Source organism: Flavobacterium sp. RSP15 (assembly GCF_003968755.1).
Classification (GTDB): domain Bacteria; phylum Bacteroidota; class Bacteroidia; order Flavobacteriales; family Flavobacteriaceae; genus Flavobacterium.
On the sequence record NZ_RYDL01000012.1, the window covers coordinates 1 to 16,479 of the forward strand.

Sequence of the window (16,479 nt, forward strand, 5' to 3'; positions counted from 1 at the left end):
CTTGCAAAAACGTTTTTGCAAGTGTTTAATTAAATATTTTTATCTAATAATCTGTATCGGTTATTCAGGACAAGACATAAATTAAGACCGTAACAAATCTTGTTTTAGACTCTCAAAATCCACTGTACGCTGTTCCCCCGATATTAAATTTTTGAGCACAAACGTATCCGATGCGATTTCCTGTTCTCCTGCAATTACGGCAAAAGGAATTCCTCGTTTGTCCGCATGCTGAAACTGCTTGGCCACTTTGGCATTATCCGGATACAATTCCACTTTAATTCCTGCAGCTCTAAGCTTCTGAATGGCTTGCAATCCATAAAAAGCTTCAGCATCACCATAATTAATAAACAATGCTTTTGAAGTTGCTGTTACGGTTTCCGGAAACAAATTCAATTCTTCAATCACCAGGTAAATGCGGTCCAGTCCAAAAGAAATCCCCACACCACTCATATTTTTCAATCCAAAAATTCCGGTCAAATCATCGTATCGTCCGCCGCCGCCAATGGAGCCCATTGCAACAGCCTTTGGCGGCGCCACTTCAAAAATGGCACCGGTATAATAATTCAATCCCCTAGCCAGAGTTACATCCAGGTCTAAAGTCGAATTGCTCAAACCTAATTTCATCACATTATCACAAATGAAACGCAATTCTTCCACGCCTTTCATTCCTTCATCTGACTCAACAAGCAAGACTGAAAGTTGGCTTATTTTCTCAGAAATGGTTCCTGTAAAATGGAATAACGGCTGGACTTTCAGAATTGCTGCTGCTGAAATTCCTTTCTCCATCATTTCTTTTTTGACCCCGTCTTCGCCAATTTTGTCCAGTTTATCGAGTGCCACTGTGAAATCGATCAGTTTATCCGATGCTCCAATCACGTCTGCAATTCCGGATAATATTTTTCGGTTATTGATTTTGATGGTTACCCCTTCTAATCCCAAAGCTGAAAAAACAGTGTCATATAATTGCACTAATTCTACTTCTTGCCACAATGATTTAGACCCTACTACATCCGCATCACATTGAAAAAACTCTCTGAAACGGCCTTTTTGGGGGCGATCCGCTCTCCAAACGGGTTGGATTTGGTATCTTTTGAACGGGAATTCAATCTCGTTTTGGTGCTGTACCACATACCGGGCAAATGGAACGGTTAAGTCATACCGCAATGCTTTCTCCGAAATGCTCGCTGTCAGTTTTGTACTGTCTTTATTTTCGAGATGCGCGGCATTGGCTTTCGCCAAATAATCTCCGGAATTCAAAATCTTAAAAATCAAACGGTCGCCTTCTTCTCCGTATTTTCCCATTAGGGTTTCGGAATTTTCAAATGAAGGGGTTTCTATGGGTTGAAAACCAAATTTCTCGAAATTGTTTTTTATGATTTGGATGATATAGTGCCGTTTTGCCACCTCGGTTGGTGAGAAATCTCTGGTTCCTTTTGGAATACTAGGTTTTGATGCCATTGTTACTTTACGAATTAGGTATTCTGAAATTGTACTATTTGCAAATATCTTACTTTTTAAAATAATTCGTTCTAAAAAAATCCGCATTTTATTTGCCGAATCTCTAGCCCGGATTGCAGTGAAAATTAAGCGCTAAAAATACTATTGTTTTTTTGACGAAAAGAGCGACCAAAGGAAGCTCCTTTTTGACAATTAAAAATAAATTATTTTTAGTGCTTAATTGCAACAGAAAGCCGGAAATAGCTTCAAAAAAAAGAGATTCCAATAAATTAGTTTTTAGCTGCACAAAATTTGTAACAAAAATTGTAATTTCGTGTCAAACGTTTATGATGTTAAAATTATTCAAAGAAAATATTAGGATTGCATTTGGTTCCATCCGAACGCAATTGTTGCGAACGGTGCTTACGGTGATGATTATCGCTATTGGGATCACGGCTTTAGTCAGTATTCTTACGGTTGTTTCGGCACTTGAAAACACTATTTCCTCCGATTTTGCCTCCATGGGAGCCAATACCTTCAACATTAAACAGTACGAAAACACCACTCGAAATCGTGGCGGGGACGAGCGAGAAATCATTAATCCCATCATTTCTTATCCGGAGGCTGTAGCTTTCAAGAATAAATACAACTACCCACTTACAGAAACGTCGCTTTCCTTTACCGCAACATCTGCCGCCGAAATAAAATATGAGGCAACAAAAACGGATCCCGAAAATACGATCCTAGGAGTTGACGAATTTTTCATAACGAATTCCGGATTAGCAACCAGTACCGGTCGCAATTTTACAGGATTTGACATTGACAACAATGCGTATGTATGCGTTGTAGGGTCGGATTTTGAAAAAGGATTGCTGAAAGACGTAAATCCTATTGATAAAATAATATCCATCCGAGGAGCTAAATTTAAGGTCATCGGAGTTTTGAAAGAGAAAGGATCCACGTTTGGGAACAGTCAGGATTTACGGGTTTTGATTCCAATTCAACTAGCGCGCTCCTTGTTTACGGCACCCAACATCAATTATACAGTGAGTGTCATGGTGGGCAAAAAAGAATTACTGGAACAAGCCCTGGACAACGCCACAAGTACGATGCGCCGGGTTCGTAAATTGAGTCCCGTAAAAGACAGTAATTTTGGCGTCGTGCGCAGCGACGACTTGATCAACCGAATTTTAGGAATTACAAAATACCTGGGACTGGCATCCTGGCTTATAGGCATCATCACCGTGCTGGGATCTTCGATTGCCCTGATGAATATCATGATCGTCTCCGTTACGGAACGCACCCGGGAAATTGGAGTCCGTAAAGCCTTGGGAGCCAAGAAAACGACAATCGCCATTCAGTTTTTTATAGAAACATTACTGATAGGCCAAATGGGCGGATTAGTAGGCATTGTTTTTGGAATCTTAATCGGATTTGGTATTGCCACAGCCATGGACTTTGCCTTCGTAATTCCTTGGGGCGCTATCATGGCGGCTTTTATTACCAGTTTCATTGTAGCGATTGCTTCCGGTTTATATCCCGCAATCAAAGCGGCGGTCCTGGATCCCATTGAAGCCTTGCGTTATGAGTAGATTACAGTGGTCAGTGGTCAGTCTCTAAAACTTTTGAAAAACTGATCCGTTTTCAACTTATAAATACTAATTACTTATTTCTCCTTTAATCATCCGGTCATTCCCGTAAATATCTTTTCGTAATTCGATGTTTTTGAAATTCATTTTTTCGAGTAAATCGACCATTTCTTTGCCTAAATACTGATTAATTTCAAAATACAACTTTCCGTTTGGCAGCAGATTTTTTTGAGCCAGTTTGGCTATTTTTTTATAAAAAATCAAGGCGTCATTATCTTCTACAAAAAGTGCCAGATGCGGTTCATAGTCCAATACATTTTTCTTAATTTCCTCTTTTTCTAAATTGCGAACATACGGCGGGTTAGAAACAATAATATCAAATTGTGGATCTAGCCCTTCGACTGCGCTCAGGGAGACCACTTCCAGAATGTTCTGATTGATAAAAGTAATATTTACAGCATTATTGTGGGCGTTATTGTGGGCTGTAGCCAACGCTTTTTCAGACACATCAATTGCAAAAACCTGCGCATTCGGAATGTGTTTTGCCAATGAAACAGCAATACAACCACTTCCCGTGCCTATGTCAAGAATCTTTAAATCTTTGAATTTTTCAATCTTTAAATTATTTCTAATAATCCATGCGACTAGTTCTTCGGTTTCGGGTCTTGGAATCAATACATTCTCATTGACTTCAAAATCCAATCCGTAAAAACTCGTTTTGCCTAAAAGATATTGTATCGGGATTTCCTGTTTTAATTGTGCCAAAATCGAATTCCAAGCTACCCTTTCCGTTTCCGAAAAAACCAAATCAGGATGCAAGGCCAGATCTATTCTTTTCAGTTGATGCTTTTCTTCTGCTATTAAATAGAAAAAACTCTCTGCTTCTCCGGCATCATAAATTGGAGTCAGTTCTTGAATAAATTGGGTTCTGTAATCTCTAATTTTAACGGAACTGTTTTTCATTTAAAATTCATGATTTATAATTTTTTGAGCATCCATATCGGACAACTGGTATGACCAGTGCTTCCCATGGGCGACTCAAGGTATTCAAAACCTACTTTCTTATACAGTTTCTGGGCATCAAGCATAAATGGCATCGTTTCAAGATAACAATTTTCAAAACCAAAATCCTTGGCACTTTCTAAACACTTTGCCATCATCTGACTTCCAAGTCCAAGACCTCTGGTTTCCGGCAGGAAATACATTTTTTGAAGTTCACAAATGGTTTCTGCTTCATTTTCAAGTGGGGCAACCCCGGCAGAACCTATAATTTCTCCATCCTTTTCCACCACATAATAAACTGATTTTGACTTATTATATTCCTCATACATTAAATCCAAATACGGATCTTCATACGCCGTTCCTACTTTTGGAATCTTTAATTCGTCAAAAACTGCTCGTATCAATGCTGCAACTGCGGGATTGTCTTCTTTTTTTATTTTTCTAATGCGGTACTTTTCCATTTTTTTTCAGAAACTAATTTTAGCCACAAAAGTATCAATTGTTTGTTGTTATTCTCTAACGTTTTTAAAACTAATCCTGCCTCAATCCCAAGTTTGGGTACTAGATTGGGGCTACACGCAAAAATCACTACTTTTGTAGGGTGAAAATACATGAAAAATACATCAAACGGTGCGTCGAGCTGGCCAAAAATGGTCTGGGAACCACCTATCCAAATCCGTTAGTAGGCAGTGTAATTGTTTGTGATGGCAACATCATTGGTGAAGGCTGGCATAAAAAAGCAGGAGAACCGCACGCAGAAGTCCTTGCAATAAATTCCGTAAAAGACAAATCGCTGCTGAATAAAGCAACTATTTACGTGAGTTTAGAGCCTTGCAGTCATTTTGGCAAAACACCGCCCTGTTGTGATTTGATTATCAAAAATAAAATTCCAAATGTGGTCATAGGGACAGTGGATCCCAATATAAAAGTGGCAGGAAACGGAATCAAAAAGCTCATGGAAGCCGGAGTTCACGTAACCCTAGGCGTTCTGGAAGACGAATGCCAGGAGCTCAACAAAAGGTTTTTTACCTTTCACGAAAAGAAAAGACCATATATTATCTTGAAATGGGCACAAAGTCAAGATGGTTTTATTGCGCCAAAAGAAAAATCAGAAAAAAAACCGGTCTGGATCACCACTATTTATTCCAGACAACTGGTTCATAAATGGCGCACCGAGGAGCAAGCCATTCTGGTGGGAACACAAACTGTTATTGATGATAACCCAAAACTCAATGCGCGCGATTGGTATGGAAACAATCCCATTCGGGTGGTTTTAGATCAAAATAACCGCATCCCAAAAGACAGTCACATCTTTGACAATCAAGTTAAAACTATTCTTTTATCCGGATTTAAAACGGGTGTTGAAAAAGAAAATACTATCTTTGAGTGCATCGATTTTGAAAAAAACACAGCTGAACACCTGGTTCAATCCCTGTACAAACATCAAATTCAATCCGTTATCATTGAAGGCGGAAGGCAAACGCTGCAAACTTTTATCGATGCTAATCTTTGGGATGAAGCTCGAATATTTGTTGGAAATATCCAATTTAACACTGGAATCAAGGCGCCTATTCTTGTTCAAAAACAGTTCAAAAAACAATGCATAGGTTCAGACGAACTTCTAATTCACAAAAACCATGATTAACACTATCATTTTTGATTTTGGAGATGTTTTTATCAACTTAGACAAACAAGCCACCGTTACTGCGTTCCAGAAATTAGGCCTGAAGGAATGGAATGCTGATTTAGACCATTTGAACATCCAGTTTGAAACCGGAAAAATCTCCCGTGATAATTTCCTATCGGGCATTCAAAAACATCTTCCAAATGCCACCACCAAAGAAATTCTGGCCGCTTGGAATGCCATACTCCTCGATTTCCCATTGTATCGATTGGAATTCCTGCAAATGCTTTCGCAAAAATACCGCTTGTTTTTATTATCCAATACGGATGCTATTCATATAGAAACGTTCGAACGTAAAAACGGGATTTCTTTTTACAGAGATTTTTACCAATGCTTTGAGAAAGTCTATTTTTCATTTGAGCTAGGCTTGAGAAAACCAAATCCTGACGCTTTTCATCATTTGATAAGCAACCATGAATTAGCGCCCAAGCGAACGTTATTTGTCGATGATAAAAAAGAAAATACGGATGTCGCACTCGCATTGGGATTTGAAGTTTGGAATTTACAAGTAGGCACAGAAGATGTCATCCATTTACTGGACAAAAAAATAATTTGAAAGAACCGCTTCACGTCATATCAAATTTCAAATTTCACTCCTTTTTTTAATTTAATTGAAAGATACATACAACACCATTGCATTTCCTTCAGAAGAACTGCTATTCAAAGAAAAAAACAGCAAATTTTTTGGCTACGCCTATCCCATTCAATCGGAGGACGAAGTAAAGCCGATCATCGATATTTTGCGGAAGCAACATCCTCATGCAGGACATTTTTGCTATGCCTATCAAATTGGCACCAGCACATTTGCCTATAGAGCAAACGATGACGGAGAACCAAGCCACAGTGCCGGTATGCCTATTTACGGACAAATTCAGTCGTTTTCAGTTACTAATATCCTGATCGTCGTGGTTCGGGTTTTTGGCGGCGTGAAGTTAGGCGTTGGCGGCTTGATTGCTGCCTATAAAACCACGGCACAACTGATTCTGGAAAGCTGTGTCATTATAGAGAAGACAATCGATTGTCATTTTAGCCTCGCCTTTGAGTACCAAAATATGAATAAAGTAATGCGGGTCATCAAGGAACAAAAATTGGAAATTGTATCACAGGAAATGGAAATAAGTGCGATCACTACCCTCCCGATAGGTAAAATCGAGCTGAAAACCCGAAAAAAAAATGCCGAAAAACTATTCGACACTTTCAATTCGATGTTTGAAATTGGTATAAAACGACTCTAATTCCCATTCAATAGTACTTCTTTTGTACTTTATTCCATTGTTTTTAACAATTCTAAAATATATTCTGGAGGTGCCATTGGACGACCTGTTTCTAAGGAGACAAAAACCAAAATAAATTGCGCCGTTGTTAATAACTCATCAAATTCATTATAAATAGCACAATCAAATTCTATCTTCACCGAAGTCTGGCTTTTGAAAATCGTATGAACCGTTAACAACTCATCATAGCGCGCTGATTTTTTATAATTTATATTCATAGAAACAATTGGTAGCGCAATTCCGCTTTCCTCCATACTTTTATAGGATATCCCTTTGTTCCTGAGCCATTCCACCCTTCCTATCTCAAAATAAGGGATGTAATTCCCATGGTATACAACTCCCATTTGGTCTGTTTCCGAGTATCGCACCCGAACTTCTATTTGATGATCTTTCATTACTTAAATATTAAAAAATTTTGAATTTAAAAAAGCGCCTTACAACAATAATTTGGTAAATTAGTGCCCTATATATTTTTTTTTACAGAAATTTGTTCACATATTTGTTACCCCAATAAATAATCACACAACCTCTTTTTTTTAGTAAGATAAAAATTACCAATTAAAAACAATTTAATAGAATCTATGAACAAAACTGCTCAATCAGTATGGGAAAACTGTTTGTCTTTTATAAAAGACAACATCCAAGACCAAGCGTACAAAACTTGGTTCGAACCAATCAAATCAGTTGAACTTACCGATAACGCATTATATATTCAGGTACCTAGTAAATTTTTTTACGAATGGCTCGAGGAGCACTATGTCAAATTGTTAAAAGTGGCCCTTACTAAAGAACTTGGAAAAAATGCAAAGTTACTTTATAAAATCAGAATGGAAAACACTTACGGCAATAAACAACCGTTTACGGAACAGTTGCCAAGCGCCAATAGAGTTCCTATGAAGCCGCAAGAAGTAGATGCTCCTTTTAAAAACTTAAACCCCGAATTAAGAAATCCATTTGTAATTCCAGGCATCCGAAATTTAAAAATCGAATCACAACTGAATGCAAATTATAGTTTTGACAACTTTTTAGAAGGGGATTCAAATCGATTGGCTCGTTCTGCAGGTATGGCTGTTGCCAATAAACCGGGTGGAACGTCGTTCAATCCGTTATTGATTTTTGGTGGTGTTGGTCTTGGAAAAACGCATTTGGCGCATGCCATTGGGGTAGAAATAAAAGACAAATACCCTGAAAAAACCGTTTTATACATTTCGGCTGAAATTTTTACCCAACAATACATCGACTCGGTAAAGAAAAACAATCGAAATGATTTCATCCATTTCTATCAATTAATTGATGTTTTAATTATTGATGACGTGCAATTTCTTTCCGGAAAGACAGGAACTCAAGATGTGTTTTTTCACATATTCAACTATTTACATCAAAACGGCAAACAGGTCATCCTAACTTCGGACAAGGCGCCTGTTGACATGCAAGATATTGAACAACGGTTGCTTTCGCGTTTCAAATGGGGATTGAGTGCTGAATTGCACCAACCGGATTATGAAACCAGAATTTCCATCCTAAAAAACATATTGTACAGAGACGGTGTCGAAATTCCGGACGAAATCATCGAATACGTAGCGCGTAATATCAAATCGAATGTAAGAGAATTAGAAGGAGCCATTATATCATTGATTGCACAATCGTCTTTTAATAAAAAAGAAGTAACACTGGAACTGGCTAAAAGTGTCGTTGAAAAATTTGTAAAAAATGTAAAACGAGAAATTTCTATTGATTACATCCAAAAAATTGTTTCGGAGTATTTCCAGCTTGATTTAGAAACACTGCAATCCAAAACCAGAAAAAGACACGTGGTGCAAGCCCGACAACTGGCGATGTTTTTTGCAAAGAAATTCACAAAAGCCTCTTTGGCAAATATTGGTTCTCAAATTGGAGATCGCGATCACGCAACGGTATTACACGCTTGCAAAACCGTTGATAATTTAGTGGCTACGGACAAACAATTCAAAAAATTTGTGGAAGATATCAATAAAAAATTAACGCTATAGACACCTTATGTCCATAAAAATTTTAATGGTTTGTTTGGGAAACATTTGTCGTTCTCCATTGGCTGAAGGCCTATTAGCTTCTAAGCTTCCAAAGAACAAATTCACAGTGGATTCTGCAGGAACTGGATCCTGGCACATTGGCCAATCGCCGGACGAACGCTCTATTGCTATAGCAAAAAAAAACAAAATTAGCATTTCAAATCAAAAAGGAAGGCAATTCAGTAGTGCTGATTTCGACACATTTAACTATATCTACGTCATGGATAATTCCAATTATGAAGATGTCGTGCAGCTTGCGGAGCACCCGGAACAAATAGAAAAAGTACAACTGATTTTGAATGATTTATTTCCAAACGAAAAAGTAGATGTTCCTGATCCGTATTTTGGTTTGCCTAATGGATTTGAAATTGTGTACAACATGCTGGATGAAGCGTGTACGGTTCTTGCACAAAAGCTAATCGCCAAACACAGCTAGTTTTTTCGGATCAAATTATTTTGGGAATCCTAACAATATACTGACCATCATATAAACACACTATCTTAAGGAACATAAATTACACCTATGAAACCAAATGCTGTTTTAGGAAAACTCTATCTAATCCCCACCACAATGGGCGATTGCGATCCTATGGATGTTTTACCACAAACCATAAAAAGAAGTATTGACCTCCTTGATTATTATATTGTAGAAAACGACAAAACAGCCCGCAAATCGATCAAAGGTGTTAGTCCAGAGAAGAAACAATCCGAGTTAAAACTTTTTGTTTTAAACAAACACACTGAAATCAAAGAACATTTAGACTTTATACAACCATTGCTGGAAGGGCAAAATATGGGCTTAATGAGCGAAGCAGGCTGTCCTGGAGTGGCTGATCCCGGCGCTGTGATTGTCAAATTAGCCCATGAAAAAGGCATTCAGGTTGTTCCTTTGGTTGGTCCTTCTTCCATCCTTTTGGCCATGATGGCTTCCGGAATGAATGGACAAAGCTTTACGTTTCATGGTTATTTGCCTATTGAAAAAGAGGAAAAAAAAGGCAGCTTCAAAACCTTGGAAAGACTTTCTTTTGAAAAAAATCAATCTCAGATTTTCATTGAAACACCATATCGCAACAACAAATTACTGGAAGATTTATTGCAAACACTGCATCCCGAAACACACTTGTGCATTGCTGCGGATATCACTTTACCGACCGAATATATCAAGACTAAGAAAATTGCGGCCTGGAAAAAAGAAACCATCGACCTGCACAAACGACCGACTATTTTTATCATCCACAAAATGTAAATTCAAACTTCTTTACCTTTTACTAAAAGGGTAAACCAGATCAGTTATCAAAGTTATAATTCAATAAAGCAACGGAATACGCTGAATTATTGGACTTAATAAAACAACACCTCTAATCATTAATTCTAAATTCGTTGAGTGTAATTAGTTTTTGATGGAACTTTCGTCAGTTCGAGTGATCCCGCTTTTAGGCGGGATTATATCGAGAACTAGAAAATCAGTTTAAAAACGGTTCTCGATACACGTCACTTCGAGTGCGCAGCGTATCCAGAAGCTTTGTTTCGTTTTACTCCACAAAAAACACTCGAACTGCCGTTTTGAGCAATTGTACCCAACGGGTTAATTCTAAGTATAAAACCCTATTTTTATTGTTTTAATTAATGATTTTTTTAGGAGTAAACTTCCAAATAGCAGCACGAGTATATGTACTGTTATGAAGCTCCCATAGTGCGCTCTAATACCACCCTGATGCGGGTCGCTACGCGATAATGACACCCCAAAAACAAAAATGATTACAACACACAGGCTCGAGAAACTGTTAAATCGCCGTGTGATGGAGTCATCCTTTAGCAAATCGTTTCAATATTTTATTATTTTATTATGCGTGCATACTATTTAATTTTGCTATATTTACCATTAAAACATAAAAAAACATGAGTTATACAGATAAAATGTTGCGGGACGATGCTCTAAAAGGCAAAGTGATTGTAGTCACCGGAGGCGGAAGTGGTTTAGGAAAAGCAATGACCCACTATTTCTTGGAATTAGGTGCGCAAGTCGCCATCACCTCCAGAGATTTAGAAAAACTAAAAAAAACCGCTTCGGAACTGGAAACGCTAACTGGCGGAACCTGCCTTCCTATTCAATGTGACGTACGTCATTATAGTGAAGTCGAAAACATGCTGCAAGAGGTTTTGAACACTTTTGGCAAAGTGGATGTCCTTCTTAATAACGCCGCCGGAAATTTCATTTCGCCCACAGAAAGACTCTCTGCAAATGCTTTTGACACCGTGATTGATATTGTTTTGAAAGGGACAAAAAACTGCACCCTTGCTTTTGGAAAACATTGGATTGACACCAAACAAAAATCAGCAACTATTTTAAACATCGTAACAACGTATGCCTGGACCGGTTCTGCTTATGTGGTGCCTAGTGCAACAGCAAAAGCAGGTGTCCTGGCCATGACGCGCAGTCTTGCTGTAGAATGGGCAAAATACGGCATCCGTTCTAATGCAATTGCACCGGGACCGTTTCCGACGAAAGGTGCATGGGACCGTTTACTACCCGGTGACTTGGCCGAAAAATTTGATATGGCAAAAAAAGTGCCATTGAAACGCGTAGGAGACCATCAGGAATTATCTAATTTAGCCGCTTATCTGGTCTCTGATTTTTCAGCGTATGTCAATGGTGAAGTGGTGGTGATTGATGGTGGTGAGTGGCTGAAAGGCGCCGGACAATTCAATCTGTTAGAAGCGATACCGGAAGCACTTTGGGATCAGTTGGAGCTGTTGATTAAAGCAAAGAAAAATAAATAATCCATAACCCAACTCGGAACTAAGTAAGTCGAAAGTTTAAACGTCATAAAGTCAAAAGGAACACTATTGCAAACAGTAGTTCAAAATCGATCGGTTGCGTCATTTTGTCGAATTTTAAAACACGACATTTGAAAAGAAAAATTTTGCCATGTATGACACCCATTTCTTTTTTGTTACCTTTGCACGATGTTGAACCTATTCAAATCAAAACCCCTGCTGAAGGACCTGATTCCAGACCACCATATTGACATTCACTCGCATCTTTTACCAGGAATTGATGATGGAGCAAGAACTTTTGAGGATACGTTGCGACTAACGCGCGCGCTTCAATCTTTCGGTATTTCCCACTTCATAACAACACCGCACATTATCCAACATGTTTGGGACAATACCCATGAACAAATTCTCGCTAAGAAAACGACAACAGTATTAGCCTTGGAAAAGAACAATGTCATCGTCCCGTTGAAAGCGGCAGCCGAGTATTTGATGGACGATCAGTTTGTCCGACTTTTTCAATCCAGTGATTTATTGACCTTGAAAGACAAGTACGTACTGGTAGAAATGTCCTATATCAATGCCCCCATCCAGTTATACTCCATCCTATTTGATCTGCAGGTGGCAGGATACATTCCCGTTTTGGCTCATCCAGAACGCTATCTTTTCTATCACAACAACTTTAATGAGTATCTGAAACTTAAAAGGGCAGGCTGTTTATTCCAGCTCAACCTATTGTCAGTGGTGGGTTACTATGGTGCGGCCATTACTAAAACCGCAACGGAATTACTCCAAAAGGGTATGTACACGTATGTGGGCTCTGATGTGCATCATGACAACCATATCGCTGCTTTTGAACAAAAGGTACGTCTGAAAGACTTAAAACCACTCGAGGAAGCCATTGCGAACAATGAGTTTTTTAAGTTGGAGTAAAAAATCGGTTGGAATAACACAACGGTTCTCGACTGCGCTCGAACTGACATGATCATCTAAACATTCGTCAGTTCGAGTTGCGCAGTAATTTGCGATAGAAAATTACTGCGATGTATCGAGAACCTTTGCGTTTTGCAGGCTTCTCGATACAATTTTGTATAGTAAAGCTTTCGCATTACTATGCAAAATTACTCGAAGTGACGGACGTAACACAACAACGGTTCTCGACTGCGCTCGAACTGACATTATTGAACACATAAAAAAAAGGTTTATAAAGAAAATAATCCTTTATAAACCTTTTTAAAAGTCCTGCAACAGTACTAATTAGTTTTTAAATATTTTTTTGTACCATGGGATATTTTCTATTTTGGAACCATAACCATAGCCGTATCCATAGCCTTTCGTCGAATCCGTATCATTGAGTAACAAACACATATTAGGCAATTTTTGCTCTCGGTACAATGTATTTACTATATTCAGCATTCGTTTTTCTAAAAAGTTAGCCCGTGCCACATAAATAAAGCAATCGGCATGTTTCGCGATCAACAAGGTGTCTGTTACTAAGCTTACCGGAGCGGTATCCACTATAATATAATCAAATTGATTTTTCAAGGTCTCAAAAAGGGTGTCCACTTTCTTATTCATCAATAATTCAGCTGGATTTGGCGGCACTACACCGGCAGGCAACACATAAAAATGCTCATACCCTTCGTATTTAACGATTAAATCTTCCAAAACTAAACTTTTTGAAGACAAATAATTAGTAACACCACGATCAGGCAGCGTCAAATATTCATCCAATCTTGGATTTCTGATATCCATTCCTATCAACAGTACTTTTTTGCCGGACAGAGCAAAAGTGGCGGCAAGATTTGCCGAAACAAAGGTCTTCCCTTCTTTAGGAAAAGTAGAGGTTAAAAAAATGGTCTTAGCCTGATCCTCCGGGACTTTACTCACCATAAATTCTAAGTTCGTTCGGATGATGCGCAACGCTTCTGCTGAGCTGGTGCGGCTTTCTGAGATTATAATTTCTGAAGGAGTATCAGAGGTAGGTACATCGCCTATAAAAGGAATCATGGTTTTTCCTTCCAGATCCAAACGGCTTTTTATTTTAGTGTCCAATAAATCCATCAGGTAAATAATTCCGAAAGGAATTAAAATCCCCATTAGAAATGCGCCCAAATAAATAATATTCTTTTTAGGGGCAACAGGAATATCAGAACCTTTTGCTGCATCAATCACGCGTGCGTTGTCTTCGGTAGCCGACAAGAAAATAGCGGTTTCCTCTCTTTTTTGCAACAAATACAAATACAACTCTTCTTTAACCTTTTGCTGTCTGGCAATCACTCTAAACTGCCGCTCTTGCACCGGTATTCTACCAATTTTGTTATTCAAAAGACCTTCCTGCCTGTTCAAATCTCTTTTTTGAATTTCTAAATTCGACTGCATTCGGCTCAGACTTGACACTACATTCGACTTTAAAGAGGACAACTGTTGCTCCATTTTAATGATCGTTGGATTCGCATCCGTAGCCGATTTCAAGATCCTGTTGCGGTCCAGAACCAATTGATTGTAGGACCCAATTAACTCGGTGGCTTCTCCACTCACGATATTAGTAGGCAACAAATCAGATTGTTTACTTTTCTTTATAAAGTCAAGTACAGAAGCAATCACATTTAGTTCAATATCTGTTTCTACCCCTTTTTTATCGTATTCACTGGATCCTTCAATAAAAAGTTGGGCTTCGGTCTCAATGTCGGTTAATTGATTGTTATTTTTAAACTGCTCCACTTTCTGCTCTACTCCATCCAGTTCATCGGTAATCAAAGCGAGTCGGCTGGCAATAAATTTAGAGGTATTCTCCGAAATAAAATTTTTATCGGCTGCCGCTTCTTCGTTATAATTCTGAACCAAATTATCCAGAAAAAATTCTGCTTTTTCCAGCACCGGATCCACAATGGAAAGCTCGACAATACTACTGGTTTTACTCAGCGGCTCTACTTTCAATCGCTCTCTAAAACTTGCCGCTATATGTTCTAGAGGACTAATCAATATAGTGATGGGCGTGTCATTTTCATTAACTGACTTTGCAGCAGCTACCGATTTATAAATAACCATCGTCCCATATTTTGTTTCAATAGGTTGCCCATACCGAAAGCCCTTTTTATTGGGGTATAAAATATTTCCTTGTCCGGACAGGTCTTCTAATTTGAATGTATTCGCTGAAAGGGCGGTATATTCGTACGACCTTCTGAAGGTATAAAAATTCGATTTTTGAGCTATAAAATTAACTACAATCGGAGCGCTTTTAAAAAGATCAGTATTGACAATCTTGCCTTCCATAACAAAGGCAATATTCAGATTCATTTTACGAACCGTACTTTCAATTAAGGTTCTGGATTTTAATATTTCAATTTCGTTATCCAGATTACTATTTCCACCTCCAATTCCCATATCGGCAAAAGCGGCTAATTCAGAAGACAACCCGCCTTTCTTTTCGTCTTTCACTAATATAGTAGTAGAAGCGCGGTACTGAGGTACTGTATACCGCAAATAAATATAGGCGATAGACAGGCAAATACAAATGCCTAAAATAAACCATTTCCAATGGGAGGCATACTGATCTATAATTGCCCTGATTTGAAAATCCTGCTCTGAATTTTCATTTAACGTATTATTTTCCATGAAAGCGTTTTATTTTGAAGTAGTAATTATCAATGTTGTTAAAGTGATTAAGATCGAAACAACTGAAAATATTAAACCTGTACTAGGATTAACAGCTGCGACATTAATTTTATTCTGGTTTGGCTCCACGTACACCACATCATTTTGTGCCAAATAATAAAAAGGAGAATTCATAAACCCAGCCTTTGTAATATCGACTCTGTTGTATGATTTGATTCCATCAATTTCGCGTATAATTAAGATATTGTTCCGTTTCCCATACACAGTCAAATCCCCGGCCATACTCAAGGCCTCAATCAGCGTAATTCTTTCAGAAGAAATAGGATAGGTAGCCGGACTAGTAACTTCACCTTGGATTGATACTTTAAAATTCATAATGCGCAAATTAACAATCGGATTTTTAATGTAGTTCGCTACTTTATTCTGTATGCTGCTAAGAAACTCCGATCGGGTTAATCCACTTACCTTTAATTTGCCTAAAACCGGGAATTCAATACATCCTTGGGCATCTACTAAATACAATTGTGAACTTTGTATCCCCATACCATCGGGATTGGCTGCACCAGTCACATTGGTCGTTATATTAAATGGAATGGCTATTTCAGGGTCTTCTGCTGATACCAGGATCATCAGTAAATCATCGGGTTGTATTTTTATTTCATACGAATTTGATTTTTCCTGAGTGCCCAAAGCATCAACATCTTGGTAATAAATCATGTCTTTTTTAGAGGCACAAGAAAACAGTACCGCTAAAAAGAAAAAAGGAATTGATTTTTTAAGTACGAAAAAATAGTTCATGTATTTTTATTTTAAGGAAGCAAATATAGCCATTCGCCCGCAGGGTATACTTACTTTTGCGAATATTTTTTGAGCTGCGCCTGTGATTTCGAAAAAAACTGTAATAATCGCCTATACGCCCTTGACAATAGGCTGCACAAACCCCTATTAAAAGGCAACAGCACACGCGCTAACGACTGCCATTATTCTTGATGCGACTTTTTGCATGAAAGCATAATCACCTGACAAGATACACAGATTCGATTTCTCTTCCG

15 protein-coding genes are annotated in these 16,479 nt (G+C 38.2%); 9 read left to right on the forward strand and 6 right to left on the reverse strand.

What is annotated here, in order from left to right; translation table 11 throughout:
• Window positions 1–81: 81 nt before the first annotated feature.
• A complete protein-coding gene (hisS, locus tag EKM00_RS11795; RefSeq protein WP_126516320.1) occupies window positions 82–1,458 on the reverse strand; it encodes a histidine--tRNA ligase in 1,377 nt (458 codons plus the stop codon).
• A 326-nt stretch (window positions 1,459–1,784) separates the two neighbouring features.
• Between hisS and EKM00_RS11800 the strand changes: the two genes are divergently transcribed.
• Complete coding sequence (locus tag EKM00_RS11800) at window positions 1,785–3,029, forward strand: ABC transporter permease (protein WP_199734679.1); 1,245 nt, start codon at window positions 1,785–1,787, stop codon at window positions 3,027–3,029.
• Window positions 3,030–3,095: 66 nt separating this feature from the next.
• Here the strand turns inward: EKM00_RS11800 and prmC are convergent, their stop codons facing one another.
• Both prmC and EKM00_RS11810 read right to left on the reverse strand, forming a co-directional pair.
• Window positions 3,096–3,989: a peptide chain release factor N(5)-glutamine methyltransferase gene (gene prmC / locus EKM00_RS11805; RefSeq protein ID WP_126516321.1), complete on the reverse strand. Its 894-nt coding sequence runs from the start codon at window positions 3,987–3,989 to the stop codon at window positions 3,096–3,098.
• Between the two features lie 14 nt (window positions 3,990–4,003).
• Window positions 4,004–4,489, reverse strand: coding sequence for a GNAT family N-acetyltransferase (locus tag EKM00_RS11810; RefSeq protein WP_126516322.1), 486 nt, complete (start codon window positions 4,487–4,489; stop codon window positions 4,004–4,006).
• Between the two features lie 140 nt (window positions 4,490–4,629).
• Here EKM00_RS11810 and ribD point away from each other — a divergent pair, with 140 nt between their 5' ends.
• The 3 genes from ribD to EKM00_RS11825 are packed head-to-tail and all read left to right on the forward strand — an operon-like array spanning window position 4,630 to window position 6,947.
• The gene (gene ribD, locus EKM00_RS11815; RefSeq protein ID WP_126516323.1) at window positions 4,630–5,673 is read left to right on the forward strand and encodes a bifunctional diaminohydroxyphosphoribosylaminopyrimidine deaminase/5-amino-6-(5-phosphoribosylamino)uracil reductase RibD; all 1,044 of its coding nucleotides are present in this window, start codon (window positions 4,630–4,632) and stop codon (window positions 5,671–5,673) included.
• Window positions 5,666–6,268: an HAD family hydrolase gene (locus tag EKM00_RS11820; protein WP_126516324.1), complete on the forward strand. Its 603-nt coding sequence runs from the start codon at window positions 5,666–5,668 to the stop codon at window positions 6,266–6,268. The genes ribD and EKM00_RS11820 overlap by 8 nt, the downstream gene beginning before the upstream one ends.
• A 55-nt stretch (window positions 6,269–6,323) precedes the next feature.
• Window positions 6,324–6,947, forward strand: coding sequence for an IMPACT family protein (locus EKM00_RS11825; RefSeq protein WP_199734681.1), 624 nt, complete (start codon window positions 6,324–6,326; stop codon window positions 6,945–6,947).
• Between the two features lie 29 nt (window positions 6,948–6,976).
• On the opposite strand, the gene EKM00_RS11830 is transcribed toward EKM00_RS11825, so the two are convergent.
• Entirely contained in the window at window positions 6,977–7,381 is a 405-nt protein-coding gene (locus EKM00_RS11830; protein WP_126453738.1) for an acyl-CoA thioesterase, read from the reverse strand.
• A 186-nt stretch (window positions 7,382–7,567) separates the two neighbouring features.
• Here EKM00_RS11830 and dnaA point away from each other — a divergent pair, with 186 nt between their 5' ends.
• From dnaA to EKM00_RS11855, 5 genes are all read left to right on the forward strand, one after another.
• Window positions 7,568–8,995, forward strand: a complete 1,428-nt coding sequence (gene dnaA, locus EKM00_RS11835) for a chromosomal replication initiator protein DnaA (RefSeq protein WP_126453740.1) — start codon at window positions 7,568–7,570, stop codon at window positions 8,993–8,995.
• A 7-nt stretch (window positions 8,996–9,002) separates the two neighbouring features.
• Window positions 9,003–9,470, forward strand: coding sequence for a low molecular weight protein-tyrosine-phosphatase (locus tag EKM00_RS11840; RefSeq protein WP_126516325.1), 468 nt, complete (start codon window positions 9,003–9,005; stop codon window positions 9,468–9,470).
• 87 nt (window positions 9,471–9,557) lie between these two features.
• Window positions 9,558–10,280: an SAM-dependent methyltransferase gene (locus EKM00_RS11845; RefSeq protein WP_126453744.1), complete on the forward strand. Its 723-nt coding sequence runs from the start codon at window positions 9,558–9,560 to the stop codon at window positions 10,278–10,280.
• A 653-nt stretch (window positions 10,281–10,933) separates the two neighbouring features.
• Entirely contained in the window at window positions 10,934–11,815 is an 882-nt protein-coding gene (locus tag EKM00_RS11850) for an SDR family oxidoreductase (protein WP_126516326.1), read from the forward strand.
• 186 nt (window positions 11,816–12,001) lie between these two features.
• On the forward strand, window positions 12,002–12,742 hold the full coding sequence (locus EKM00_RS11855; RefSeq protein ID WP_126516327.1) for a tyrosine-protein phosphatase: 741 nt from the start codon (window positions 12,002–12,004) through the stop codon (window positions 12,740–12,742).
• 324 nt (window positions 12,743–13,066) lie between these two features.
• On the opposite strand, the gene EKM00_RS11860 is transcribed toward EKM00_RS11855, so the two are convergent.
• Together EKM00_RS11860 and EKM00_RS11865 are read right to left on the reverse strand one after the other, a co-directional pair.
• Window positions 13,067–15,427, reverse strand: a complete 2,361-nt coding sequence (locus tag EKM00_RS11860) for a GumC family protein (protein ID WP_126516328.1) — start codon at window positions 15,425–15,427, stop codon at window positions 13,067–13,069.
• Window positions 15,428–15,436: 9 nt separating this feature from the next.
• Window positions 15,437–16,225, reverse strand: a complete 789-nt coding sequence (locus tag EKM00_RS11865) for a polysaccharide biosynthesis/export family protein (RefSeq protein WP_126516329.1) — start codon at window positions 16,223–16,225, stop codon at window positions 15,437–15,439.
• Window positions 16,226–16,479 lie beyond the last annotated feature (254 nt).